This window comes from Paenibacillus sp. 10L310, from assembly GCF_056395745.1.
The window spans coordinates 740,699-764,719 of record NZ_JBFTKC010000002.1; the positions used below are offsets into that span (position 1 = coordinate 740,699).

Here is a 24,021-nt window from a genome sequence, read left to right on the forward strand (position 1 = left end):
GCAAATGATTCAGCGCTACATGTCCAGTAACTTCAGTTGTCCCTTCACTCCATAACCTTCATGTATAATTTCCTCTTCTTTAATAAGAAAAGGCTTGTTCATTCCCCATTGAATTGGACCATATACCGGGTCTGTTAGAGTGAGAGTTAAAGCTTGATTATCGAATTGCGGGCTTGCAGAACGAACTTGGTTGATAAAAGCGTCAAATGACCCGAATTGCTGTTCGCTTCCTGCTCTTATAATCCAGGCGTTACGCAAGCCAGGTGAAATAAGCTCACGTTTTCTTGTCACCCCGCTGCTCTCCATACTCGTCCCGTTGGCCGCATATATAGCTGCATAACCCTTATCCAAACGGGCAAAGTGCCAGTTCTCATGCCTTACCCATTCCGTGAAGGAGTGAGTAGGAAAATAAGCATGTGTCCAGTCAGAGTTGTTATCCGCAGGAATATCAAACATCATCAAAGCGATCCCCTCATGCTGAACAACATCGGGCAATATCCCATTCCCAGCCCAGAAGCAAGGTCGACCATCCCCATGCTTGTATATTTCTGCCGGATGATTCACCCAGATCAGCGCCTCAGGTGACAGAGATAAATGCTGGACATGCTCCTGATAACCTGGCTTGCCTGGACGAAAGCGAATGATTGAGGATAAGGAGTATTCCCTGGTCCGACAATGATAGAGCTTGGCGTAACCTCCCTTGCCCTGCTGATTAGCGAACACCAACTGCTGATTGTCCCCAAGCAACAGATGCTCCTGATATGCTGCTGGAGGGCTGTAATCCGATAAACTCAAGGCAACATTGCTTATTGAATAATTGTTTACATTGCCAACGCCATAAGCGATCCAGCACATTGAAGTGGTTCCCGCTGCATAACCACCCAGCAGTTCCTTCTCATAGCTGCGCCCAAACGTTGTGGACAAGACTCCTTGATGCATCTGAACGGTAATATAATAGAATAATAGGTCCATTGCCTTTTTGGCTTGCTGTCTGAGCTGTTCATTATGGGCAAATTCATAGATATGCAACAACCCAACCGCATCAATCGGAATGTATGCACTCGAATTCCATTCTGCCAATCCTTCATCCAAAAAGCGCTCAAACCATAATGCAAGCCTCTGCTCTGCTTTTTGACGGTGTACTTCACCGGATTCACCACTGTTGCTGAACGTTTCATCTCCAAACAGCTGTCCGGCTAACAGTTCATTGGTATGGAACAACAAGGCATGGTTCTCACTGAAGAACCACATCACATCATCGCCAGGTTCATCAATCCAATACCGATAGCCCAGAATACTTGCTTTCACCCGATCCCAGAACGATTCACTAAACAGACCGCTATTTCGCTCATCTCTCCAAAGACGGAACAGTCCCACCAGATAGAAGTCACTGCAATCCTTCCGTTGCTCAATCCCTTCCACACCCTCAAGCAAAATGTTCTCCGCTTCTTGCAGATTACCTCCTGTTTTGAGCATGGCAATGGCCTTATGAATATTGGGACTGCCCTTCTCGGCAATACATCGCAGAGCCAAGGATTTGCGGGCTTCAATATCCGCAGCTTGCTGAGCTGCCTCATCATAGCTCGTATCATAGGATTGGCAGCCAAACTTCTTGGTTAGTACAACATTTGAAACTGAAATAGCCAGCGTGAAATATACGTAATGATGACCGAGTTGATTCGTATGTGCCAGGACCAAGTCCGTTTCCTTTTCGGCGATGTGTATCGTCTTGTTTTCGGTACCGTCAAAAAAATTGCCATACTGAATATCAACCTCTCTAACGATATCCGGCAAGGGAAGCGGCAGCTTGAGCTTAATCTGCTCACCTCTGAAGAGATCCGAAGGAAAATAAGCCTGTTCGAGGGCTTGCTCTGCGGATTTTACAGACTCAGCCAAATGAGGAGCAATAGGCAGGGAAATCACCAATTCCTCGTCTCCCAGATATTCCAACGCAAAGGCATACATGGTATCCCGCTCAGCCAGATCCTCCCAGCAGGCATAGATCTCATTAATTCCAGCTAAAAGTTCAGCTTTAATTACGATTTCCTGCTCCTTGTTACGCATGAGTGGCGCAAAATCCGTTACCATTTCCCCATTCACCCACAACGTCAGACTGCCATAGGTCTTAATCCGCAAAGAGGCGGTATGAGCAGTCGGAGAAATGAGTCTTGTCGCCGCGTAACTGCGCAGATGTGTCGGTACAAACCAAAATCCTGATTGCTCCACACGTGGATTATTCCAAGGAGAATACAGTGCCCAAGGCATTCCGTTCTCTTCTCCAACGAAGTCGTCTCCCGGGCTAGGAAACTCGCTCCATTGATCAAAAAATCGCTTCACAGGCTGCGTTCTCCTATGTTCTACAAATTCCTTTCTGCATGGATTCTCATGAATGGCAAAACCATCGATAAGCCAATCATTAATATCTCCCTCCATCGTTGTTGGAACAAAGGCAACAGGCTTTGTATATATGCCGCTGATCATCCAATGATTAATGACCTGATTGTGACCTAATTTCATAGGTTTATAATTCAAGGTATCCATCCCACTCCGGGTGGTATCTGACATTCAACTCATCCTTTCATTCCTGAAGTAATCATACCGCTGACAAAATACCGCTGGAAAACCATAAAAACAATCAGTACCGGAAGCATCGTGATGACGGACATCGCAAGCAAACTTCCCCAATCCACGTTGTATTCACCAATAAAATTAGAGAGCGCAAGCTGAATCGTATATTTCGATGGATCACTAATCGCAATTAATGGCCATACAAAATCATCCCATCTCCACATGAAGGAGAAGATTGCGAGCACCGCAAGAATCGGCTTCGCTATCGGAAGAATAATGCTCCAGTAAATTTTCCATTCGCCCGCTCCATCCATCCGGGCAGCTTCCAACAGCTCGTCCGGTACGGACAACAAATACTGCCGCATAAGGAACACACCTGTTGGGGTTGCTGCTGGCGGGATAATAATCGCGAGTAGGCTATTATACAACCCCAGTGCACTCAGCACTTTGAATATAGGGATCATAATTACCTCAATCGGAATCATGAGTGTTGAGACAAAAGCAATTAATATGATCGCGCTTCCGCGGAAGCGATATTTCGCCAATGCAAAACCTGCCATGGAGTTAATCAATAACAGTAGCAGCGTTGAGCTTACAGTTACGATCGTACTATTCATAAAATACAAGCCAAAATCGCCTTTACTGAATGCCTCCTTGAAATGCTCGAAGGTGATTGGCTGCGGCCATAACTTGGGAGGGAAGCTGTACAGATCGCTATTCGTTTTTAGAGAAGAAATCACGACCCACAGGACAGGCAGGAGCCACACCACTGCGGCAACACTTAACAGACTGTAGATGAAGATTTTGACCATAGGCTTCATTACCATTACGTAGCCCCTCCTTTCGATAGACGGAATTGCAGAGCCGAGAATCCACCAATAAGGATAAACAGTATCACCGACATGGCACTGGCCAGACCGAGTTCCTGTCTGTTAAAGCCAATCTCATAAATATATTGAACAATATAGGTGGTATCTTTGCCCGGCCCACCACCTGTAAGCGCAAACATAAGTGGGAATGCTTTGAACGCGTCAATCAGAGTCAGCATAACAACAAGCAAACTTGTGGGCTTCAACAACGGGAGCGTAATATATCGAAACACCTTTATTCCCGTTGCCCCGTCCAAGCGGGCAGCCTCATAATAATCCGTAGGTATAGCCTGCAAACCCGCGATAAAAATGACCATGAAAAAGCCTGCACGTGACCATACCGTCGCGATGATTACAGCCGTATTTGCCCAAAAGGAAGAAGTTAAAAAACCAACAGGTTCCACACCAACCACGGTTAACAAATGATTCAAGATGCCAAATGAATCTCCGAAAATCCACTTCCAGGTCAATCCTACAATAATGTAAGAAATCATGGTCGGCCAGTAAAATACGGCCCTGAAGAACCCGCGCATTCTAATCTCGCGCGCAAGCAACAAAGCAATGCCTAACGCTGCTGCATATATTAGCGGAACAACAATCGCTGCATAAATCCCCGTTCGTCCGATGGTCGACCAAAATTCCCGATCCCCTATAATTTTGATATAATTATCCAGCCCGTTAAACTTCATTGGGTTCAATCCATCATAGACATGGAAGGAATAATAGAGGCCCAATAAAGAAGGAAATACGATAAAAGTTCCAAAGATCAGGAGGTTGGGTAGTATAAACAGATAAGGAGCAATAACGAGCTTCCTGTTCTGTTTTGCCAGCGTATTTTTGTTTAATCGTTGTCCTTCACTCATCTGCTTGCCCCTTCCTTATGCGTTATTCGAAAGGGAGGCTTTACAGGAATCGCTAAGCCCCCGTATACGAATTAACCACATGGCTTTACGTTTATTGACTGCCAATAGCCTCGTTAATCAGCTTGGCTGTTCGATCCAATGCCTCCTGCGGAGTTGCCTTATCGGATAAAACCTCAACAATATTATTTTTCAGGTCCGTTGAAATTTTGGATATAATGGTCTGTCTGGACCAGTCATTAGCTGCAAGAGGCGAACTGTTCTTCAGTTCATCCGCGAAAATTTCAAACATTTCCTTGCCGAATTCATAATTCAATACAGAGCTGTCCTTCCGTGGACTCATAAACAATGATTCTTGGTTATATTTTGAATTTACTTCTTTGGACGTTAAGTATTCAATAAATTCTGCCGCCTCCTGCTCATATCCGCTGCCTTTGAAAGCCATCAGAAACTTCCCGCCTGGTACTGAAGAACGTTGTGTTCCTTTTGGCATATAGGTGACTCCCCATTCAAAATCGGTGATATCCTTGTAATTGCTGATCATCCAGTTGCCAGCCCAGTGGGTAGCCACCGTCCCGGAACGGAACAGGTTGTTCGGATTTTCCCCTCCGAGCCATACGGATTCGGGCATGATCCCTTCTTGATGAAGCTGCTTGAACTGCTCCATGCTACGGATTCCGGCTTCACTGTTAATCGCTGCTGCAGTGCCATCCTCTGTTAAGATGCTTCCGCCATTCTGATACAAAAGAGTGGACCATCTATGCGGTGTGACATCCCATACCATGCCATAACGTGCTCCGCCTTTGTCCATAACCTCTTTTAACGCAGCTGTGTATTCATCCCACGTCCATACCTGGTCAGGAGAGGTCGGTACTTTGACGCCCGCTTTATCAAATAAGGTTTTGTTATAAATAAGCCCATTCGCTGTAACATCCATAGGCGCCGCTACCAGCTTGTCATTAATAACATAATAAGGTTTAAGTGAGTCAATAAATTGATCCTCGAATTGGTCCGCATTGTCCACGTAAGGTGTCAGATCAACCGCCTGATTAGCAAATGATCCGGTATCCGTGACCCGGCTCAGGGCAGGTGGCTTTCCACCGGATAACATTGTTTTTAATTTGGTTTGGATATCCTTGAAGCCAACTTCAATCAGGTTGATTTTAACCTTGGTATTGGTCTGCTCATAATCTTTAATGATTTCCTTGATGACTTCTCCTTCTTTTCCGTCAGAGAACCACAGGAAATCCAGGGTTGTTTGTTTTGAATTAGCATTGGTACCTGAATTTCCGCAAGCAGTCAATACGATGAGTAACATGACCAATACCATGCTAGTGATGAGCTTAAACGTTGTTCTTCTTGTCATATCAACATCTCCTTGGAAGGTTCTAATGAATTTTGGCTTCGTTGAGCAATTCACTTTTACGGAATAACTGTGGTGATACACCCACATATTGTTTAAAGGCCCTGCTAAAATATACAGGTGTGTTAAAACCTAGCGTCTCAGATATGGACAAAATCGGTGCATCCGTAGACAGCAACAATTTTTTGGCCTCTGCAACTCTTTTCCGTATAACATAGTTGCTTATGGTATATCCCGTCGTCTCTTTGAAAGAATGACAAATGTAGTATTTATTCAAATGGAGTGTTTTGGACAGTTCATCCAATGAAACATTCTCCGTGTAGTTCTGGTTTAAATAATGAAGAACCCGGCTTACGCTTGTTTGCTTCTGGGAAGAACATAAGATAGGATTGGCGGATTGCTCACTGGTTGTTTTCCGGTAAATCCGCAGTAGCAATTGGGTAAGACTTAATTTGACCATTGTTTTGTACCCTGTATTTCCTGCCCCCATCTCCTCCTTGATTCCCTTAAATATAGCTGTGATATACTCACGCTCCTCCGGAGGCCAATGCACCAATAACCCATTGGGATGACGGAATATGGACATCAGATTCTCCAACTGACTGACAGCAAGCATGTCCAAAAGCAATAATTCCGTGAAATTGACAAAACTTCGCTTGTACACCATTTCTCTTGAAGGATTGATTCGGTGGGGCACACCGCCTCTGAATATAAACATATCTCCAGGCAGCGGCTTATATATTCGGTCACCGATTAAAAAGGTTGCATCTCCTTGAATAAAATAATGTATCTCATACCCATTATGCGTATGAACAGGCCATTCATCCTGAAAATTATCTGCTTCTGATCGCACATAAACTTCATTTTCCTGCAAAGCAATATTCGTCGGGGTGTGTATGGTTAGCATCAGTAAGATCTCCCTTCCCAGAATATAAAAAGCAATATAGTTTAATAATTTACAATGATAGCGCTTTACAATGAATTGTATCACAGTTATTTCGATCTAATCTGAACTATATTGCTGTATTGTTGATCACAATTGTTGAAAATGATTAGAAAGGAATTTATAGGGATTTGAAAGATGAAAACAAAAAAAACCGCGGTCCAGCCCGTAGGCTATCACGCGGTCCATTAGCATTACCTTTCAAACCCATTCATCCCAATGGTTTTCAAGAAAAATGACTTCTTTCTCATAGTGGGCCAGATGCCCCTCTTCGACCATCTTCATAAAAGCGACATCTCCATCAGCCGCACGATCAGTCAGTGTTTTACACATGAAACGGATACGTGATATGACCCAATCCTTCAAATCTGCTGGAACACTCAGCCCGTACGTAGCCATGAATAAGGCAATCCGTTCTTTTCGAACAGTTCCGTGTGCCTGGCTGACGTATGGCATTACACCCTTTCCGTCCATCTCTGGTGAGAAATTTGCGAGTGGAACGGACGTATACAAGACATAGGCGATATCCCACATTCGCGGACCCGGACCCGCCATATCAAAATCAATAATGCCTTGAGGACGGCCATCCTTGTACACCACATTATACGGCGCAAAATCGTTATGACATACAACTTCATCTTCTGTTATGCCTGGATATCTGTTCGTTGATACTGATGTTGTTGTAAATCCAATGGTCGCATCATGGTAACTTCTCAACAGTTTTGCTACTTCAATCAAAGATTCGTCTGACCACATATACTCTTCTAGATCAGGGTAGTCATTGCCTGGAACGATGCCTTCGAGGTAAGAGAGCGTTTCTCTCCCCTGTTCATCTATTCCCAGAAATCGAGGGGCATGATCATAACCAACTTTTTCGAGATGTAAAAGCAGTTCAACCACATATGGATTTGGCTTCACATGCCGGCGAACCGTCTCACCTATTCTGACGACCTGATTCACATTACCTCCTGATAACACTTCCTCCTGTTGGGCCACTTTCATCCCTCCTCAAGCTAAACTTCCTTGTTATACCCATGATTACGATTTTTCTTATAACTCCCCGGGAATCCCGCCACCAATAGTATGAATCCAACAAAAAACATGAAGTATACGAGTAAACCTGTTGGATGCTCGTTCATCTGAGCAAACTGGGGTACGTTCGTCCCTCCTGACGCATATCCTGCTTCTACTATAGCGACAGAGACTCGTATTGAAATTCTGTCCATCGTTGAAATAAACACACTGCCAAGCATGAGGACTACACCCAAAATCTTGTTAATATTATTCATTTCATGCCTCCTTGATTAACCGTCCACTTTTTATGAGGTTATCTACTTAATGTCTTTCGATTCTCTAGTCCATATTCCTGCATGTTATATTAACGGTCCGTTCCTATATCATCATATCAAATAGCGGCGTCATCACTGACGCCGCTGTTGACGCTCTCTGAATAAGTTACGTAGCTACCACTTGGTGCAGATCCATACTATTTTCGAAAAAGGCTGACCGTTCAACATAATACAGATCATACATCTGTTCATTCAAATTAATCCGTTGATATACATCTGGATACACATCATTGGCTAACTTCACATAAGGCAGTTTTTGTACCGCTTTTCTGGATCTTATATTCTGCTTGCGTATCTTCATAAATACCGTTTCAATCCCATGTTCCAGAAACAATTCAACAAAAAAGGCTGATTTGGCTCTTTGGCTATACCCGTTTCCAAAAAACGGTGAACCAATCCAAGTGGCTAAAAAACCGCTTTGATGCTCAATATGATATAGATCAATGGTTCCAATAGGCTGCCCTGTTTCATTCAAAATCGTTCGGGAAATCACTGTCTTTTGCTCTTCTTCGACCATCAATTGTTTGGTCAGGAATAGATATTCTTCATACGATTGGCATTGATAACGAACGTAAGGAGAGACTGCGGGGTCCATCATTAAGCTGTACAGTGAAAGGCATTCCTGCAAATCACGTTTTTTTAACATTCTGTCTACCACCTAGTCCTTTTAGTTCGCTATATCAAGCAAATTAAGTATATAAAAGCTAGTGTGGGATTTAATGAATTCTGTATGTGGCTTATGTAAAATGCATTGGTAAATGTTGTTCATCTTCATCTCCAGTAGCACAAAAAAACGGCATGTCCCTTTTACAGGAACACGCCGTTTACACGGATACAGCCAGACAGTAATTTATTGCATACCTTGCATGATGGCATTAATGATATTTTGCTGCGTCACGGTTTTGTTTGAACGGTTAAACAAGGCGAATCCATGTTGACCGTTATGCCCGTTATCCCAATAAACAGGAACCATTTTGTATTTCTTGGCTTTTGCTGTAACTGCTTTGGCGTAAGCAGCACGATAGACATTGTTGCTGGAATCATAGGACGTTTTATCAATGGAACCGAACTCACCAATCACTACGGGATAGCCCTGAGTCACAAATTTGTCGTACATGGACTTAAACTGCGATTCAAGATAATCCTCTTGGCCCCAAGTAGACTTTTTGGCAGGGTTCGTAGAAGTTGCACCCCACTGTGTGATATTGCCGTTTTCCTCACCTGCAAAATCCCACGGAGAGTAATAGTGTGCTGAGATCATGATTCTCTTCTGCGAACTAGGAATAGCTGAGGATCTGTAATTATCTGTTGGAAGAGCAAAGCCATAATTACCAACAGTGTAGTCAATATTGGTATTCCAGCCTGGAATCAGCAACCATCTGGCATTGTTGTTACCTCCAGTCTGACGAACCGTATCCACGAAGATTTGATTGTATGCGTTCAGATTGGCGTAATAGGCCGAGTTTGGATTGCCATAGTTACCATCGAATACTTCGTTCATGGATTCAAAAATAAGACGATCATTGTAGTTGCTAAACTTGGTGGCAACCTGCTGCCACACCTTCTTATATTTTTCCTTAATGGCAGTCTGATTGCCACCATTCACGAGTAGCCATCCACCCTGTACGGAATTAAACCCATCACCATGAATATTGATGATCACATACAGACCTTCATTGTACGCATAATCCACGACTTGCTGAATTCGATTCAGCCATGCCGCATTGATTGTATAATTGGGAGCGCTTCCAATGTTACTCAAATAGGAAACGGGAATACGAATGGATTTGAAGCCTGCCGCTTTTACCTTTTTGATTAACTCGGGAGTTACCGTAGGATTGCCCCAAGCTGTCTCATTCGGTGTACCGTTCACCGCTGCTTCCAGCTGATTGCCAAGATTCCATCCTGCACCCATCTCAGACACTATTTGCGAAGCGTCCGCTGCTGATGCTTTAGCGCTCCATCCCGTAAAGGCTACCGCAACCACTAATACCAGTGCCAAGCTGCTGATGCCAAATTTCTTCCATTTTTTGAACATAACCATACCTCCGCTTATTCTATTATTTTTAACAAGCAGTGCAGTTAATCTATGCATACAGATTGAATGATTCGAGAATACGTGCCTCCTCTCTCTAATCGATCAAACAAATGAATTCTTCGTCCAACAACAACATAATAACACATTTATGGAAAATAAAGCGATATCTTTATTGTTTTTTGTGACTATTTACTACAAAATAATCCATCTATCCGTTTAAGTGGATTGCTTGGATTTGTTCTCTATCAAAATCAATAATCATAATGTGATCGCGCAAAATATGATCTCCGCAAGATATTGTTGCGCCGTAGTCGGTTACACTGTTAAATGTGATATCCACACGATAGACTTCAATCTCATTAAACCAATTCTGATGTACCTTTTCATGAAGTTCATTCTCATAATAATCTCGAAAGACAGTCTCACAAGTTGAAAACCACTTAATGTAATCTTCTATTTTATGAACAATTGAATCTAACGGTGTATTAGTGGACACATATATTCGAACGTCATTTAAATCCTCATCCTGTATGCAATGTTTAAATATTTGCACAGTATTTTGCAGAGTGTAACACCGGTAACTCTCATCACTCTCTTCTTCAAGCTCAATGAATTCATTTAACAATATGATCTTGCTCCTCTCCATGCATATTAAAATAGCTCATTTAACCACTTTACGAATTTTTCTTTCTCTTCAAACTGTGGGTAATGCGCCGACTCGTTGAGTACAATGAAGTCTTTGATCGGTGCATCCAATACGTCAAAATAATCACGTGCTGCATTCGCAGTGGTCATATAATCATATTTACCCGTTACAAAATAGGTGGGAATCTCCAGATGATCAACAATTTCGGGTAAATTTTGATCAAATGCTTCCTTCAGTAAGATGTCTTGTGAACTGAACATCCCTGTATAAAAGCGAATCATATCCAGCCCATTATATTCGGGATTTAAAAGGAATCCTGAAATATAATCTCTATTCTCGTTGATGAGTCTGGCTGCACCACCGTACTTTTGCAACAAAATTCTAGGCGTAAGTTCCTTTCCTTGCTCGATCGAGCTGCGGATTAGCTCCAGTTTTTTAACATCATCTTCATTACCGGCTTGTTTCGCTTGCTCGTACGTGTACTCCAAACTTTCCAGTTCGCTCTGAAGTGTATTAGCCATCTGTCCAATGCCTATATAAGCGTGAAACTGAGTAGGTGCTTTAGCCGCAGCTTTCATCCCGATGTATGTACCAAATGAATGACCGATTAATATAACCTTCTCTTGACCTAACTCCTTAGATACATAATCCCTTAACGCTAACAAATCATCTACTAATACATCTGTTGTGAGATTCGAGTAATCTTCAAAAAAGTGATAGGACTTCCCACTCCCACGTTGATCGTAATGCACCACCGTGAAGTGTTGCTCAAGCTCTTTCTGATACTTCCTTACGTATGGAATCTCCGAGCATCCTGGCCCACCATGCACAAAAATCAGGATAGGGTTAGTCCGATCAACACCCCTGATCATGACTTCATGTCCTGTACCGTTAATTTCGACCTGTTCTAACATGCTGATGCTGTTTTCACCTTTAATTTTGGGTGTCCATGTGGGAAATATCAGAGCTACTATAACCATTAAAATAATACTGAATATGCTGTACTTGAGTGTTTTACGTATTTTTTTGCGCATGTAATGCTCCTTAAATAATAAGTTTCATTTGTAATTCTACCAACGGTTCCTTTATCGTAACGGATACAACAATTCAACGGGTTCTATCATCAGCTCTTCTTGGAAGATGTAATTGTGATCGGCTCCAACGATACAGAGGATTCGTTTTCCTGGATGAGCTTCAATTGTATTTTTGACTCTTTGAATCATAATCTGATTACGGACCACCCAGCGAAAGTTCTGTGCCTTCGCGTTTACCTGATGCAACCATTCATATTTTTGTCTGGTTACACGATCGAACTCCTTTGAATTAAAAGGAATCTCGCCAAACTGATACGTCTCCATTTGCTCTGCAAACCAATGATCATCCCGTTGTTCAAGTTCTTTGCGTTCCACGTCCGAATAACCGTTGAATGGATCAAAAGCATTCCACACATCCAATTCAAACCAGTCAATAGGGACAAATGGGATGTTATGCTCCTCGCATAAAGGGAAGACCAATTCCCAATACTCACTGGCTGGTTCTCCCCAGTATCCTCTATCATGTTTGCCCTTTAGATACCTCAACCAACTCTGCGGATGAACTTCACCACAAATGAGATCTGGTTTAAACTCAGTAATCACATTCTTGTAAAGGGAAAGAGAACAATGATATCGCTCTCTGAGTTCTGGATTATGAATGGTTCCGAGTATCCCAACCGTTGTCATGTGCCCAGCTCCTTTATCATGTGTATATCTTTCGGCTCTTTGTCATAGAGTTCTTGATCAATCTCACTTGCAATCTGACTGCCCTGACTTCTATAAAAGGATACCGCTGATTTCGTCTCTGTGGAGGAGATATACAGATACTGTGCACCACGTTTCTTAGCCTCTTCACCTAACTCGTTTAGAATACGTTTTCCAACGCCTTGTCTTCTGTACCCGCGTGAGACATACATCAAGTCAACTTGTAATTGATTTCGTTCTTTTCCTCTATATTGATGTGCCAGTACTCCAAATCCGATTAATTGATCGCCAGCAAACGCGCCATATGCCATGCCACCTTGTTCTAATTCGTACACATATCGATTTTGAATCTCTTTCAAAAGCATCTCATCCCAGTTTGAGCATTCATGATTTTGTTCAAGTTCAACCAATCGGTTCTCTCTCATTTCATAAATGAGATCAATATGTTCCGAGCGATCTATTTCCTGCAGCTGATTCACATCATCAAGGGTCAACGTTCTATACGTTATCATGATTGTTGCATCTCTCCTTCCCCATGTTATTTCTAAGATCCTATGGCTTTATTGATCGAAGTCTGTATTTATCAAAGACCCTTTTATCGTACAAAATAGTGTATTCCTTGTTCTCTTCAATTAGTTTTGACATATCCATTGGAACGGCTATTGTTCTTTCAAGATTATTAAAATTAATTACAGTCATTTCATTTTCATTAATCTTTTGAACAGTAACTGCTTCAAAAATTGAAGTTCGAAAGGAATCCCATAACAAAATTAAAAGCAATAAAAGTAATAGTGACATGATGAGTCCCTTATTCTTATTCACTAGTTCTTTTCATCTCCTTTAGTTTCAAAACAGAGTTCCTCCAACTAAAACTAGCTTATTTTAATTTCAGGTAACTCATTCAAATGATTTATTTCGATAGTGTATTTCTTAAGCTTATGGTTCTCAAGTCCATCCCATCTGTCTGAGAAACGATAAAACATATCTCCGAAGTTCATCCCTTCAGGTAATACATCCACAAGCTTTATTTCATCGATTTCAGACTCCGGTAAGCTCTCCAGCAATTTAACCTCAGCATAAGAAACCATACCAAAGCTCCCATTCCATTCATATACACCATAAGGTATTAATTCGAAGTGTACTGCCCCTGTCTCTTCATAGAGTTCTCGACTTGCCGTGTGTAAAAGTGTTTCCCCTATTTCTTTGTTGCCTCCTGGGATCTCCCAACCTCCTCTTTTCCTATTTTTTATAATGATGAATTTATTTTTGTATTTAGCGATCATAACTGCAAATTTGATTAACTCTGGATCAAGTTCATCTAGATCAAACCAGTGGCTCATGTTATCTCTCCCATAAACAACTATTCTTTCAATATATAATTGTTAAACCATTGAAGTGGTAACAAGCTATCATCGGGTATAATCGTTGTGAATGCCGCAACCAATCCTCGCTTTTGGTTAACAAAGATATATTGCCCTCTTAAATATTGAGTCTATCATTTTATTGCCAACCTGTAGATCACTTCATCATCTGAATTGGTTCTGTTCTCACTAATGAAGGACATGCTCTTATACAAATTCTGTGCTATTTCGTTATCCCGTTCAACCGTTAATGAAATAACCTTGCATTCCGGATGCTGTTTTGTAATGTAATCTAGAATGGCTCTTATAGCGCGCTTTCCCATTCCTTTGCCTTGATAGGATTGATCGATTTGAAAACCACCAATCCAGTAATTATCTGTACTATCTGGCGTATAACTTAGATAAAAGAAACCAAATACCTTCCCATCAATCTCAAGTACGTAAGGATCAAATGCTTCATCCCACGGTTTTATATAGGCGTAAGCGATCCCCTCAATAACAGATGGAACTAATGAGACTTGGTGTTCATACAAAGAGATCTTCAGCGCCTCTTCCCAATTCTCCCGTGTGACTGGTTGTATCTTTATATTCACCACTGTATCTCCTCTTTCGATAATCTTTGATTACCTCTAAGGTTCTTTTCACTCTCACTTACAACCACTTCCAAATGATGTTCAATCAACTGTATCACTTGTTTTTTATTCTTCGTGATTGTTGCAGTCTTATGGTTTTTGTTAATTGTACATATAACTTCTTCTATATTATATTGATGGTTCCATTTCACAATCATCTTGCATAAGTTCTTAAATGACTGCTTGTAATTCCACGGTTGCAAGCCCATTCTGGACAATACAAACCTCTTTATAATTCGATAATCTCTAATGAGAACATTTGGAGCTAATACAAAAATCAAATCCGCTTCCTGGATGGACGCTATTGTCCAATCTTTGCAATGTACTCCTTCTATGATCCAAGCTTCTGAACTGACAATAGACTGGACTGATTCATCCCTAACATGTTCAGGATATCTCAGATTTTCGGCACTTCTGTCCCAGATGAGATTGTCTAATTCATAGCAAGGAATACCGTATTTATCCGACAATTCTTTGGCTAATGTTGATTTCCCACTACCGCAAGATCCAATAATTCGTATTCTCATACATATTCTTTCTTCAAAAATGCATAGATGACATTATCAACAAATCGATTTTTCCAATAATAATGTTCTTTCAATATGCCTTCTTCACTGAACCCAATTTTCTCAAGTAACTTCCTTGATCCCGCGTTCTCTGGCTCGACAAATGCTTCAATTCTGTTTAATTCAAGATTCTTGAATCCATATTCAACGATTTTCTGAGTTACCTCGGTCATGTAACCCTGCCGCCAGAACTCTGGTGCTAACTCATATCCCAACACAGCTTTATGATGTTGTTTCATCCAACCATGAAATCCGCATGTTCCAATAATTCTGTTGTCCGATTTCAAAGCAATTCCCCAGCGGATCACCTGACCATTTTCGAATCGTTCTTTCCACCTTTGTATAAGTACTTCTGCTTGTTTTATAGTTGTGAAACTTTCTACATCGTAGAATCTTGTAACTTCATCTGAAGAAAAAATATGAAATATGTCTTGGGAATCACTCTGTTTAATCTCTCTTAACAGCAATCTTTTGGTTTCTAGTTCAGGAAATGGAGTCATATTCACTTCACCTCAATCGAGTATACTGCTACATTTTTCCCAATTATATCTACGTCCTTCTCGTGTTTCATACCATTCTTTTGCGCGACTTTCATAGAACCCACATTGCCATGTTGAATTAACGATATTAATCTTTTCTGCTTCAAGTGATCCATGCCATATTCTTTCCACGCTTTTGCTTGTTCATAACCATAACCCATTCCCCAGTATTGCTCTACAACCCAGTAACCAACTTCAAGCTCATCATTGCCTTCAATGATTTGAGGAATCAGTCCAGAGGTTCCAATTAACTTGTTATCCTCTTTATTAAATGCGAGGAACAGCCCTTTATCGTCTTTATTCCAGTTGATGAACTTTTCCAGGCTTTGCATGGTTTCTTCCTTCGTCCAGGGTCCTCCATGTCTTATAAATTTCATCATATTTGGCTCACGTGTCATCTCAAAAAGTAAATCGAAATCATATTTGGTGTATTTCCGAAATATAAGTCGTTCTGTCTCCATCTTTCTCTCAACTCCTTTTTCATTCATAAGATGTAATCGTATTCATAAACATTCAAATATCATGGGGAAACGGACTAGAGTCTGTTTTCATACTCAGGCAAGTTAAACGATGATGGGTGCCAGCTTACCGTCCGAAAATCCCTAAAATTCAGGGTGGCTGATGCTGGCGAATCGCCAGGCGATTTTCTAAGGAACACAGGACATCTTATTTCTCAAAATCATCTTACAAAAACGCTACAAAAGGCTATTTTTTCTGGTATAGCGTGTCTCAGATTTCTTAGATTTCGGAGGGCGTTTCAAATTCCCGAATAAGACGTGTCAGGTTCGTTAGCATTTAACCCCTAACACTAAACTCAACGCTATGCTAATGCATAACAACGAAAGCATGGGAAGTTCTATCAAACCTTAGCAGTTAATCCCATGCTCCTTTATCACCAGACCGATAGTTTTGTCCTAGCATCATTCTCATCTGTTAAATATGCGAGAGATTCAAATCCCTGTCTATTTATATGATTATATAATTCCTCGACTTTCTCTAGATCTTTACAATAAACCGTGACGTAGATACTATCGATCACAAGAAGAACCATCTGACACTCACTCTCCACATAATCTTCATAGGTGATTACATCTGTTATTTGTGAGCCTTTTGGAAATGCTTTTAAATTCGCAAATATTAAATAATACTCGTTGTCATCAATAATCTTCTGTAATTCTTCTCCATTCATACCCATAATCACATCCGGAAAAAGATCATCCCCTAACGTATCATCAACAACGAAATAGGACTCCTCCTCACCAATAAACCAATCGAAATTAGATACTTCCATTGGTTTTAAAATCTCCCCAAGAAAGCGACCATAGGCATTTGGTATTTCAAAACGTATTCCTCTGTTCATCTACTCACCCTCTTTACGCATATATATTAGTACATTAATCTTTTGATTTTTGGATCACAAACGTAATCGAAATTAATAAAGAATACAACTGCACAAAACTATTGGGATTGACTTTCCTATTTATTCCTCTTGAGACTATGACTGCTCATATTCAGTTTTCAAGATACTCATGCAAACACTATCCCAGTATTTCCCCTTTTTATATATCTTCTTTCTGTATCTTCCTTCTTCTTTGAAGCCACATTTTAAATAACATTTGTAAGCAATCTCATTATGCTCGTACACTTCAAGTTCTAATCTGTTTAAATTCAGCTCTTCGAAGACAAACTTCTGTAGTAAACGGATTGCTTCACTCCCATAACCTTTACCTAGAAATTCTTTTCTCCCTATTACAATTGCTAAACATGCAAAACGGTTTTTATAATCAATTTTGTACAGATCGATCTGACCTATATAATCTAGCGAATCCTTTAACCCGATAATGAAACTTTTATTTGAAGACTTGCCTTCAACCATTGTCCTAAAAAAGACTTCTGTCTCATAACTCGAATGAGGATACAGAAAATTATCTGATAATGTCCCTGTGATTTCCGGGTCGTTCACCCATTGTTTGATGTAATCCAAATCAGAATCCTGGTATTCTCTTAACACAATTCGCTCTCCATATATACGAGACATCGATAATCCCCCCAGCGAATCTTTTTTCTTTTGCACCATTCTTAATAAAATCTAATGATTTTTTCTACCTCTTATTGGTTATTCAACGTTCGTGCATTTTTACAATTCGAAGCATAATAACAGTACAGTTATTTCAATCGATACTTCTCATTATTTATAATTCCACTTACTATTTCAGGTAATTGTTCTTCTGTAAAATGATTAGTATACAGCTTGTTATCTACTCTCAGATCCGGATGATTTTCAAACTCATCCAGCAGAATTATACTTCTTTCTTTCATTTGATATTCTTCTGCTCTTAGACGGTCTCTACGAATAATGGTTTGACGATCAACCATGAGTACAACATAGATTATGCGAACATGATAGTCTGCTAATTCTGCCAATAATCCATCAATGTCTTCCGGAAGGGCCACATAGTCCAGAACAACATCGTATTTATAATCCAATAAGTTTTTCACTAGACTAGATATATTTTTCCAAGTTAAGTCGTTTGTATCCTTATCAAGCCAGGGTTTACCTCGCCCTTTGACCGGAAAGTGACTAACCGCATCTCCAGAAATGTAGGCACTTTTATCTAAAGTCTGAACCAGCAGCTTGGAAGTTGTAGATTTCCCTACTCCAGGGGGGCCAGATATAATATATAGGTTTCTACTCATTCTCTATTCTCCTTACAATATCTTTTGGAAACTTCCGATATCCAGCTTTCTATCGAATTTATATCCAATCTCTTTAAACAGAGCACATTGTTCATAACCATTTCTCTCAAATAATGATTTACTTCTTGTATTCTCCATGCAAATCGTCGCAATTAAGGTATGGAACCCTTGTTCTTTTGCAATCTTCTCAATAAAACGTAGTGCTTGTTTCCCCAAGCCTTTTCCCAAAATGTCGGGCTTTAGATATATGGTGACTTCACCACAAATGTCATATGCCTGTTTACTCTTATATTGAGTGATCAGAACATAACCCATCATTTGATTGTTTTCAAGAATTACATAAGTTTTATACCGCGTATCCTTGTTCATCACAGAGGATTTAATCTGATCAAGATCTAATTCCTCCGTATGAAATGAAATCGTTGTATTCATTACATAATAGTTATAAATCTCTCTAATTTCAGGGAGGTGTTGTTCGGTTACCTCTTCAAAAGTCACAGTCGTCAATTAGGTTCCATCCTCTTCAGTTCATTTCTTCATCGTATGTATGAAATACCGCGTCTAGATTTAACTCACCGTAAATATGAGGATATTCCCTGCCTTCATTATACAGATCTTCCCATATAACTTTGGATTTTATTTTAAAATCCCATTGATCAACGCGGCTTCCCACTCTTTTCTTGAGAGTACATTTACAATCATCATCCTAAAATCCTCCTTAATAAAAAATGATAATTATTTGGATAGGACCTTCCTCAATATGAGTTCTATGATTTCACTAGTCTCCAGATGATCGGTAATAATGCGAGTTTGAAATTTTTCATCTTTGAAAGCTTCAACACACTTTGGTGCTTGTTGATACTGCCAGCCTCCATACTCATCTCCACGTTTAGCCAAACGATGATAAATCGTCTCTTCTGTAGCCGTAAGGCAAAAATGATGAATGTCCTGATCGATCTCTTTCAACCCGTTATAGATGTAATTAAAGTTTTCCTCTTTATAGATGGTCATGGGGATAATTAAGTGTCTGTTGTATTTCTGCTTTACTTCTTTTGCCGTCTTTACGGTTAGAATTTTCCATAGATCGATATCTTGAAAATCATCCGTACGTTCCCTTTCCTCTCTACAATTCTCAGGGAGAAGTTTTCTGAGCATATAACCTATTTCTTCAGGATCGTAGATCATACTGTTGGCAATCAAAGGTTGAAGTGCTTCTGCTGCAGAAGTTTTTCCCGAACCAAACGCTCCATTAATCATGATGATCATTTGATGATTTCACTCCCATTCAATGAAATTTTTCAATAGAAACCAGATTCTTCACATACAATTTCATCCATTATAAATGTTTTCCTTCCACTTTTGTGTTACAAAATGGCAAAAAACATAATGAAATCCCATTGGGTCAACCCAACGGGATTTCATTATAGTGCATTATTTTTCAATCAACCTTAGCTTGTTAATGTATTTCCAAGTAATCGATATAAATATCCCATGTCCCATCATCGGCTGTTACAACCAACTCAATGACCTGATTTCCCGTCCCATGGCTGATATTATTCAGGGTATAAACCGCTGGAGCGCTTCCGCCAAAGTAAAAGGTTCCCTTCGTCTGTCCGCCAATCTTCAAATCAACTCTAGCCATGTTGGCATTGTTTGAAGCTCCACGAAGCGAGAAATTATGAGTGCTCGTTGCAAAATTCTGAGTGTATTTAACCAAATCATTGTTGGCATAAAGGACCACACCATTGAAAGGAGAACTGATATTGCCGGTGTATTGTCCACCTTTGGTCATGTTCTCAGCTTCCACTTTTGTTCCGTTATTCGGGGGATTGGTAGTGCTATTATCTGGTGCGACTGCCCGACCGGTAGTTGATGAGATCATACCTGAGCAAAGGCCACGATTCTTCAGATTTTGTGCAATCTGCGGAATGGCCTGAAGTGTCGTCTGGTACTGATCATGCATTAGTATGACGTCACCACTTTTCATCGTATTCACAGCTGCTACGATCTGGGCTGCGCTGGCGCCATTCCAGTCTTGGGAATCTACGTTCCACAGTACTTCCTTCAGGCCGTTTTGGCTCACAACGGATTTCAAGGTCGCATTTGTCGCACCGTAAGGAGGTCTGAACAGTTTAGGTGAACTTCCGGTAATAGACTGGATCGTCTGCTGTGTCCGAGTAATCTCTGACGACATCTGAGAACTGTTTAATGTAGTCATGTTTGGATGTGTGTAGGAATGATTGCCAATCCACATACCAGCTGCTACTTGTGCAGAAACCAGAGATTTATTATTTTGTGCATTTTGTCCAACATTGAACATCGTTGCCCGTAAGCCAGCCTGCTTCAGTGCGTTAAGCATGTTTGTTGTATTTCCAGATGGGCCATCATCAAAGGTCAGACCTACATAACCATTCGGACAACTTGCATCTGCAGCACGAGCATCAGGCACCCCCTGAATAGAAAACAAGGTACCGAAAAGTGCGAGAGATATTACCGCCTTTGCCAGCTTAACTTTGAACATAAAATTACCTCCTCATAATATATTCACAGCATACTACCTTCTACACTCCCTCTCTTTATCGAACTCTCACCCCTCGAAAAAAAGCGCTTTCAAAAGTATGTAATCCGCTACGTCCTTTCTCATAGAGAAGAGCTTTTAGTTCAAGGTGAGTTCAGTATAAACGATACCTCTATTTAAAGTAAATTGAATTTTATCCAAAATGTTCTAATTTTTCACGAATTCTAGAATCGCCTGTTGTACATCTCCCGTCCAGCACTCTCCTTTGTAAAAATATCCTCCGGGGGCACCATGCGCTTCGGGAGTGTACGCCCTGCAATAATTTCTTTTGTAGCCTGCATAAGCTGAGGACCAAGCAGCGGGTTACATTCCACCACAGCGTTGATTTTCCCACTCGCCAAAATTTCAAGTGCTTTGCGGGAGCCGTCCACCGAGACAATGATAATGTCCTCTCCCGGCTTCAGCCCAACTTCTTCTATCGCTTGTATGGCGCCAAAAGCCATTTCATCATTATGGGCAAAAAGAACCTGCGGCCGTTCGTCTTCCGGGACCTGAAGGAATTCTTTCATCACTTGTTTGCCATTGTCCTCCGTAAAATCGGCAGGAGCACTTTGTGAGAAAATGATATCTGCTCTGGTTTCGAAAATGCTTCTAAAGCCCTCGCCACGCTGGATAGAGGGTGTAGAACCACTCGTGCCTTGCAGTTCGGCAATCCGTATCAAACCCGGATGATTTCGCATCCGATCCTGAATGTACTTCCCAGCCTTCACACCTTCCTCATAAAAGTCCGATCCAATCGTTGTCACAAAAAGTGAAGTGTCTTTGACATCAACTGACCGGTCTACGATAATTACGGGTATACCTGCATCCCTGGCCTCCTGAAGAATACCATCCCAGCCCGATTCCACGACAGGTGCAATGGCAATGACATCCACCTTTTGCCTGATGAACGACCGAACAGCCTCGAACTGTTTCGTCTGAGACTGTTCTGCATTTTTTATGACAAGGGAGATTCCCGATTCAGCCGCAGCATTCCGAATAGACGTGGAGTTTGCCAGACGCCAGGCACTCTCTCTGCCCAGTTGTGAAAAACCCAAGACAATCGGTTTCGTAGAGGTATCCCTTGCTACCGCTGATTCCATCCATTCCTCAACGGAGGGAAGAGTTTCTAAGTTGTTAGACGAGATGGGAGGAGGAACAGATTCAGACTCAGGGGTTGTGCAGCCGACAAGCAGCAGTAGAATGAACAAACACAACCAGTTCACATGTCTTCTCACTCACGTATCCCCCATCTCATTGTCATATCATTTAATTCGATCAACTTAATGCAGTGATTTCGAGGATACTCGCCGCCCGCTAAGAAGTCGCTGGAACAAAATAAAAACAAACAGCATCAGGCCAATCACAATCTTGGTCCACCATGAGCTGAGCGTACCTTCGAAGCTAATTATAGTTTGGATAGCCCCCTGGATCAATACACCAATAAAGGTTCCCGCCACATACCCTACACCACCTGTTAACAAGGTGCCTCCTATTACAACAGCGGCAATGGTATCGAGTTCAAGACCCATGGCGTGTAATCCATAACCGGATAACATATAGAAGGTAAAGACAACACCGGCAAGCGCGGAGCACAAACCGCTGAACGTGTATACCAGGATTTTGGTACGTGCAACCGGCAGCCCCATGAGCAACGCGGATTGCTCGCTTCCGCCGATGGCGTAAACGTTGCGTCCAAACCGGGTGTAATGTGCCAGGAAGATCGCGAGCAGTACAATAACCAGTGCAATAATCACATTAATGGAGACAAAGCTGCCCCCTGGCAGAGAAATTTTCGCCTGCGCAACCTGTGTGTAAAATGGATTCGTAATGGTAATGGTGTCGAGACTGATGACATAACACAGCCCCCGCGCCAAAAACATGCCTGCCAGTGTCACGATGAAGGGCTGAATTTTAAAATAGTGGATGATAGCCCCCATGACTGTGCCAAACAACGCACCCATGACAAGCACCATAGGTATAACGATCGCAGGCGACCATCCTTGCTTCTCGACCAGACTTGCGCTAATGATGGTCGTCAGCGCAATGACAGATCCTACCGACAGGTCGATTCCTCCCGATACAATCACAAAAGTCATGCCAATTGCCGTGATAATCAGAAATGCGTTATCAATGAGAAGATTAAGCAGTACCTGTGTGGAAAAGAACCCCGTATACCGGAAAGAGCCTATGGCAAACATCACGGCCAGCAAACCGAAGGTGACAAAGACCGGGAGATACTTACGATTAAGAAACATGGCGGTTAACCCCCTGTTCGGCTGGAAACTTCCGTTTTTTCCAACGGATCACCATGGAATTGCGGAATGAATCGGATTGAATCAAACAAACGGCCAGTACAACAAAGGCTTTGACAACCAGCGTAACTTCTGGCGGGACTCCAATCATATAGATCGTCGTTGTTAAGGTTTGGATAATGAGTGCTCCAACGACGGTACCCATTAGATAGAAACGACCACCATTGAGCGAAGTACCCCCGATGACTACAGCAAGAATGGCATCAAGTTCATACCACAGACCTGCGTTATTGCCATCCGCACTGGATACATTCGAGCTGAGAATAAGCCCGGCAATGCCGGCACACAGACCACAGAAGACATATACCGTAAGAATAACCGTTTTTGAACGAATGCCTGCCAGTTGGCTCGCGTTTGCGTTACTTCCAACCGATTCGATAAACAGTCCCAGTGCCGTTTTTCTCGTCAACAATGAGGCAACTAGCAGCACAGTTAATACGATGAAGATGGAAAAAGGCAATGCTGCAAGCGAACCTGCCCCGATATAGGCGTAGTTCGCGTTGGATACAGTAATAATCTGTCCACTCGTAATCAATTGCGCAATCCCACGTCCGGCTACCATCAGTATAAGCGTTGCAATGATGGGCTGGATTCGGGCAACCGAAACCAGCGCCCCGTTCCATATGCCCAAGATCAGTGAGAGACCTATAGATAATCCAAGTGCACCCAACACAAGCCAGAGCGAACTCTGATCCACTCCTCTGCTGATGCTCATACAAGCCACGGCACCGGAGATCGCTACAATAGAGCCCACGGACAAATCGATACCTCCGGTTGCAATCACCAGTGTCATGCCGATCGATACCAGAATTAAGGGCGCTCCAAAATTGAGAATATCAATCAAGCTGCCATACAGATTCCCTTCACGCATGACGAGGGAGAAGAAATCCGGAGAGTACAGCAAATTAAAGATTAAAAGTAAACCAAGCATACATAACGGCCAAAACAAATGATGTTTACGCATCTTGCCCGCCATCTC

The 24,021-nt window shown here is 41.7% G+C and carries 29 protein-coding genes; all 29 read right to left on the bottom strand.

Annotation, left to right across the window (positions count from 1 at the left end):
- Nucleotides 1–15: 15 nt before the first annotated feature.
- The gene (locus tag AC1DE7_RS08670) at nucleotides 16–2,517 is read right to left on the bottom strand and encodes a hypothetical protein (RefSeq protein WP_405159117.1); all 2,502 of its coding nucleotides are present in this window, start codon (nucleotides 2,515–2,517) and stop codon (nucleotides 16–18) included.
- A gap of 53 nt (nucleotides 2,518–2,570) precedes the next feature.
- Entirely contained in the window at nucleotides 2,571–3,395 is an 825-nt protein-coding gene (locus AC1DE7_RS08675) for a carbohydrate ABC transporter permease (protein ID WP_036609056.1), read from the bottom strand.
- On the bottom strand, nucleotides 3,395–4,300 hold the full coding sequence (locus AC1DE7_RS08680) for a carbohydrate ABC transporter permease (RefSeq protein ID WP_074094691.1): 906 nt from the start codon (nucleotides 4,298–4,300) through the stop codon (nucleotides 3,395–3,397). Before AC1DE7_RS08680 ends, AC1DE7_RS08675 begins: the two co-directional genes overlap by 1 nt.
- A 91-nt stretch (nucleotides 4,301–4,391) precedes the next feature.
- Nucleotides 4,392–5,663, bottom strand: a complete 1,272-nt coding sequence (locus AC1DE7_RS08685) for an ABC transporter substrate-binding protein (RefSeq protein WP_076318593.1) — start codon at nucleotides 5,661–5,663, stop codon at nucleotides 4,392–4,394.
- Nucleotides 5,664–5,685: 22 nt separating this feature from the next.
- Nucleotides 5,686–6,567: an AraC family transcriptional regulator gene (locus tag AC1DE7_RS08690; protein WP_036609061.1), complete on the bottom strand. Its 882-nt coding sequence runs from the start codon at nucleotides 6,565–6,567 to the stop codon at nucleotides 5,686–5,688.
- Nucleotides 6,568–6,804: 237 nt separating this feature from the next.
- Complete coding sequence (locus AC1DE7_RS08695; protein ID WP_076249711.1) at nucleotides 6,805–7,605, bottom strand: phosphotransferase; 801 nt, start codon at nucleotides 7,603–7,605, stop codon at nucleotides 6,805–6,807.
- Nucleotides 7,606–7,616: 11 nt separating this feature from the next.
- Nucleotides 7,617–7,892 carry a hypothetical protein gene (locus AC1DE7_RS08700; RefSeq protein ID WP_076249712.1) on the bottom strand — a complete coding sequence of 92 codons (276 nt, stop codon included), beginning with the start codon at nucleotides 7,890–7,892 and terminating at the stop codon, nucleotides 7,617–7,619.
- A gap of 166 nt (nucleotides 7,893–8,058) precedes the next feature.
- Nucleotides 8,059–8,598: a GNAT family N-acetyltransferase gene (locus AC1DE7_RS08705; RefSeq protein WP_076249713.1), complete on the bottom strand. Its 540-nt coding sequence runs from the start codon at nucleotides 8,596–8,598 to the stop codon at nucleotides 8,059–8,061.
- Between the two features lie 204 nt (nucleotides 8,599–8,802).
- A complete protein-coding gene (locus AC1DE7_RS08710; RefSeq protein ID WP_477534147.1) occupies nucleotides 8,803–9,990 on the bottom strand; it encodes a glycoside hydrolase family 5 protein in 1,188 nt (395 codons plus the stop codon).
- A 208-nt stretch (nucleotides 9,991–10,198) separates the two neighbouring features.
- Complete coding sequence (locus tag AC1DE7_RS08715) at nucleotides 10,199–10,615, bottom strand: hypothetical protein (protein WP_101313468.1); 417 nt, start codon at nucleotides 10,613–10,615, stop codon at nucleotides 10,199–10,201.
- Nucleotides 10,616–10,641: 26 nt separating this feature from the next.
- Nucleotides 10,642–11,670 (bottom strand): alpha/beta fold hydrolase, encoded by a 1,029-nt coding sequence (locus tag AC1DE7_RS08720; RefSeq protein WP_477534148.1) that lies wholly within the window; start codon nucleotides 11,668–11,670, stop codon nucleotides 10,642–10,644.
- 51 nt (nucleotides 11,671–11,721) lie between these two features.
- Complete coding sequence (locus AC1DE7_RS08725; RefSeq protein ID WP_101313466.1) at nucleotides 11,722–12,357, bottom strand: hypothetical protein; 636 nt, start codon at nucleotides 12,355–12,357, stop codon at nucleotides 11,722–11,724.
- A complete protein-coding gene (locus AC1DE7_RS08730; protein WP_211081393.1) occupies nucleotides 12,354–12,887 on the bottom strand; it encodes a GNAT family N-acetyltransferase in 534 nt (177 codons plus the stop codon). The genes AC1DE7_RS08725 and AC1DE7_RS08730 overlap by 4 nt, the downstream gene beginning before the upstream one ends.
- 40 nt (nucleotides 12,888–12,927) lie before the next feature.
- Nucleotides 12,928–13,173 carry a hypothetical protein gene (locus tag AC1DE7_RS08735; RefSeq protein WP_477534149.1) on the bottom strand — a complete coding sequence of 82 codons (246 nt, stop codon included), beginning with the start codon at nucleotides 13,171–13,173 and terminating at the stop codon, nucleotides 12,928–12,930.
- 74 nt (nucleotides 13,174–13,247) lie between these two features.
- Nucleotides 13,248–13,715 carry an NUDIX domain-containing protein gene (locus AC1DE7_RS08740; protein ID WP_127546115.1) on the bottom strand — a complete coding sequence of 156 codons (468 nt, stop codon included), beginning with the start codon at nucleotides 13,713–13,715 and terminating at the stop codon, nucleotides 13,248–13,250.
- A gap of 155 nt (nucleotides 13,716–13,870) precedes the next feature.
- Nucleotides 13,871–14,329, bottom strand: a complete 459-nt coding sequence (locus tag AC1DE7_RS08745) for a GNAT family N-acetyltransferase (RefSeq protein ID WP_477534150.1) — start codon at nucleotides 14,327–14,329, stop codon at nucleotides 13,871–13,873.
- Nucleotides 14,326–14,895, bottom strand: coding sequence for a P-loop NTPase family protein (locus tag AC1DE7_RS08750; protein ID WP_339188091.1), 570 nt, complete (start codon nucleotides 14,893–14,895; stop codon nucleotides 14,326–14,328). The genes AC1DE7_RS08745 and AC1DE7_RS08750 overlap by 4 nt, the downstream gene beginning before the upstream one ends.
- Nucleotides 14,892–15,434, bottom strand: coding sequence for a GNAT family N-acetyltransferase (locus AC1DE7_RS08755; protein WP_339286502.1), 543 nt, complete (start codon nucleotides 15,432–15,434; stop codon nucleotides 14,892–14,894). The genes AC1DE7_RS08750 and AC1DE7_RS08755 overlap by 4 nt, the downstream gene beginning before the upstream one ends.
- 2 nt (nucleotides 15,435–15,436) lie before the next feature.
- The gene (locus AC1DE7_RS08760) at nucleotides 15,437–15,961 is read right to left on the bottom strand and encodes a GNAT family N-acetyltransferase (RefSeq protein WP_339286501.1); all 525 of its coding nucleotides are present in this window, start codon (nucleotides 15,959–15,961) and stop codon (nucleotides 15,437–15,439) included.
- Nucleotides 15,962–16,365: 404 nt separating this feature from the next.
- Nucleotides 16,366–16,833 carry a DUF2691 family protein gene (locus AC1DE7_RS08765; protein ID WP_339188098.1) on the bottom strand — a complete coding sequence of 156 codons (468 nt, stop codon included), beginning with the start codon at nucleotides 16,831–16,833 and terminating at the stop codon, nucleotides 16,366–16,368.
- A gap of 135 nt (nucleotides 16,834–16,968) precedes the next feature.
- Complete coding sequence (locus tag AC1DE7_RS08770) at nucleotides 16,969–17,511, bottom strand: GNAT family N-acetyltransferase (RefSeq protein ID WP_477534177.1); 543 nt, start codon at nucleotides 17,509–17,511, stop codon at nucleotides 16,969–16,971.
- Nucleotides 17,512–17,639: 128 nt separating this feature from the next.
- Complete coding sequence (locus AC1DE7_RS08775; protein WP_477534151.1) at nucleotides 17,640–18,170, bottom strand: AAA family ATPase; 531 nt, start codon at nucleotides 18,168–18,170, stop codon at nucleotides 17,640–17,642.
- A gap of 12 nt (nucleotides 18,171–18,182) precedes the next feature.
- Entirely contained in the window at nucleotides 18,183–18,668 is a 486-nt protein-coding gene (locus AC1DE7_RS08780; RefSeq protein ID WP_245837937.1) for a GNAT family N-acetyltransferase, read from the bottom strand.
- 25 nt (nucleotides 18,669–18,693) lie between these two features.
- Complete coding sequence (locus AC1DE7_RS08785; protein ID WP_143781349.1) at nucleotides 18,694–18,843, bottom strand: DUF952 domain-containing protein; 150 nt, start codon at nucleotides 18,841–18,843, stop codon at nucleotides 18,694–18,696.
- Nucleotides 18,844–18,905: 62 nt separating this feature from the next.
- Entirely contained in the window at nucleotides 18,906–19,427 is a 522-nt protein-coding gene (locus tag AC1DE7_RS08790; RefSeq protein WP_256719968.1) for an AAA family ATPase, read from the bottom strand.
- Nucleotides 19,428–19,626: 199 nt separating this feature from the next.
- Nucleotides 19,627–20,691, bottom strand: a complete 1,065-nt coding sequence (locus AC1DE7_RS08795) for a polysaccharide deacetylase family protein (protein WP_315371766.1) — start codon at nucleotides 20,689–20,691, stop codon at nucleotides 19,627–19,629.
- A gap of 221 nt (nucleotides 20,692–20,912) precedes the next feature.
- On the bottom strand, nucleotides 20,913–21,965 hold the full coding sequence (locus AC1DE7_RS08800; protein ID WP_211081382.1) for an ABC transporter substrate-binding protein: 1,053 nt from the start codon (nucleotides 21,963–21,965) through the stop codon (nucleotides 20,913–20,915).
- A gap of 45 nt (nucleotides 21,966–22,010) precedes the next feature.
- Nucleotides 22,011–22,985 carry a galactofuranose ABC transporter, permease protein YjfF gene (yjfF, locus tag AC1DE7_RS08805; protein WP_074094671.1) on the bottom strand — a complete coding sequence of 325 codons (975 nt, stop codon included), beginning with the start codon at nucleotides 22,983–22,985 and terminating at the stop codon, nucleotides 22,011–22,013.
- On the bottom strand, nucleotides 22,975–24,018 hold the full coding sequence (locus AC1DE7_RS08810; protein ID WP_083657362.1) for an ABC transporter permease: 1,044 nt from the start codon (nucleotides 24,016–24,018) through the stop codon (nucleotides 22,975–22,977). The genes yjfF and AC1DE7_RS08810 overlap by 11 nt, the downstream gene beginning before the upstream one ends.
- Nucleotides 24,019–24,021 lie beyond the last annotated feature (3 nt).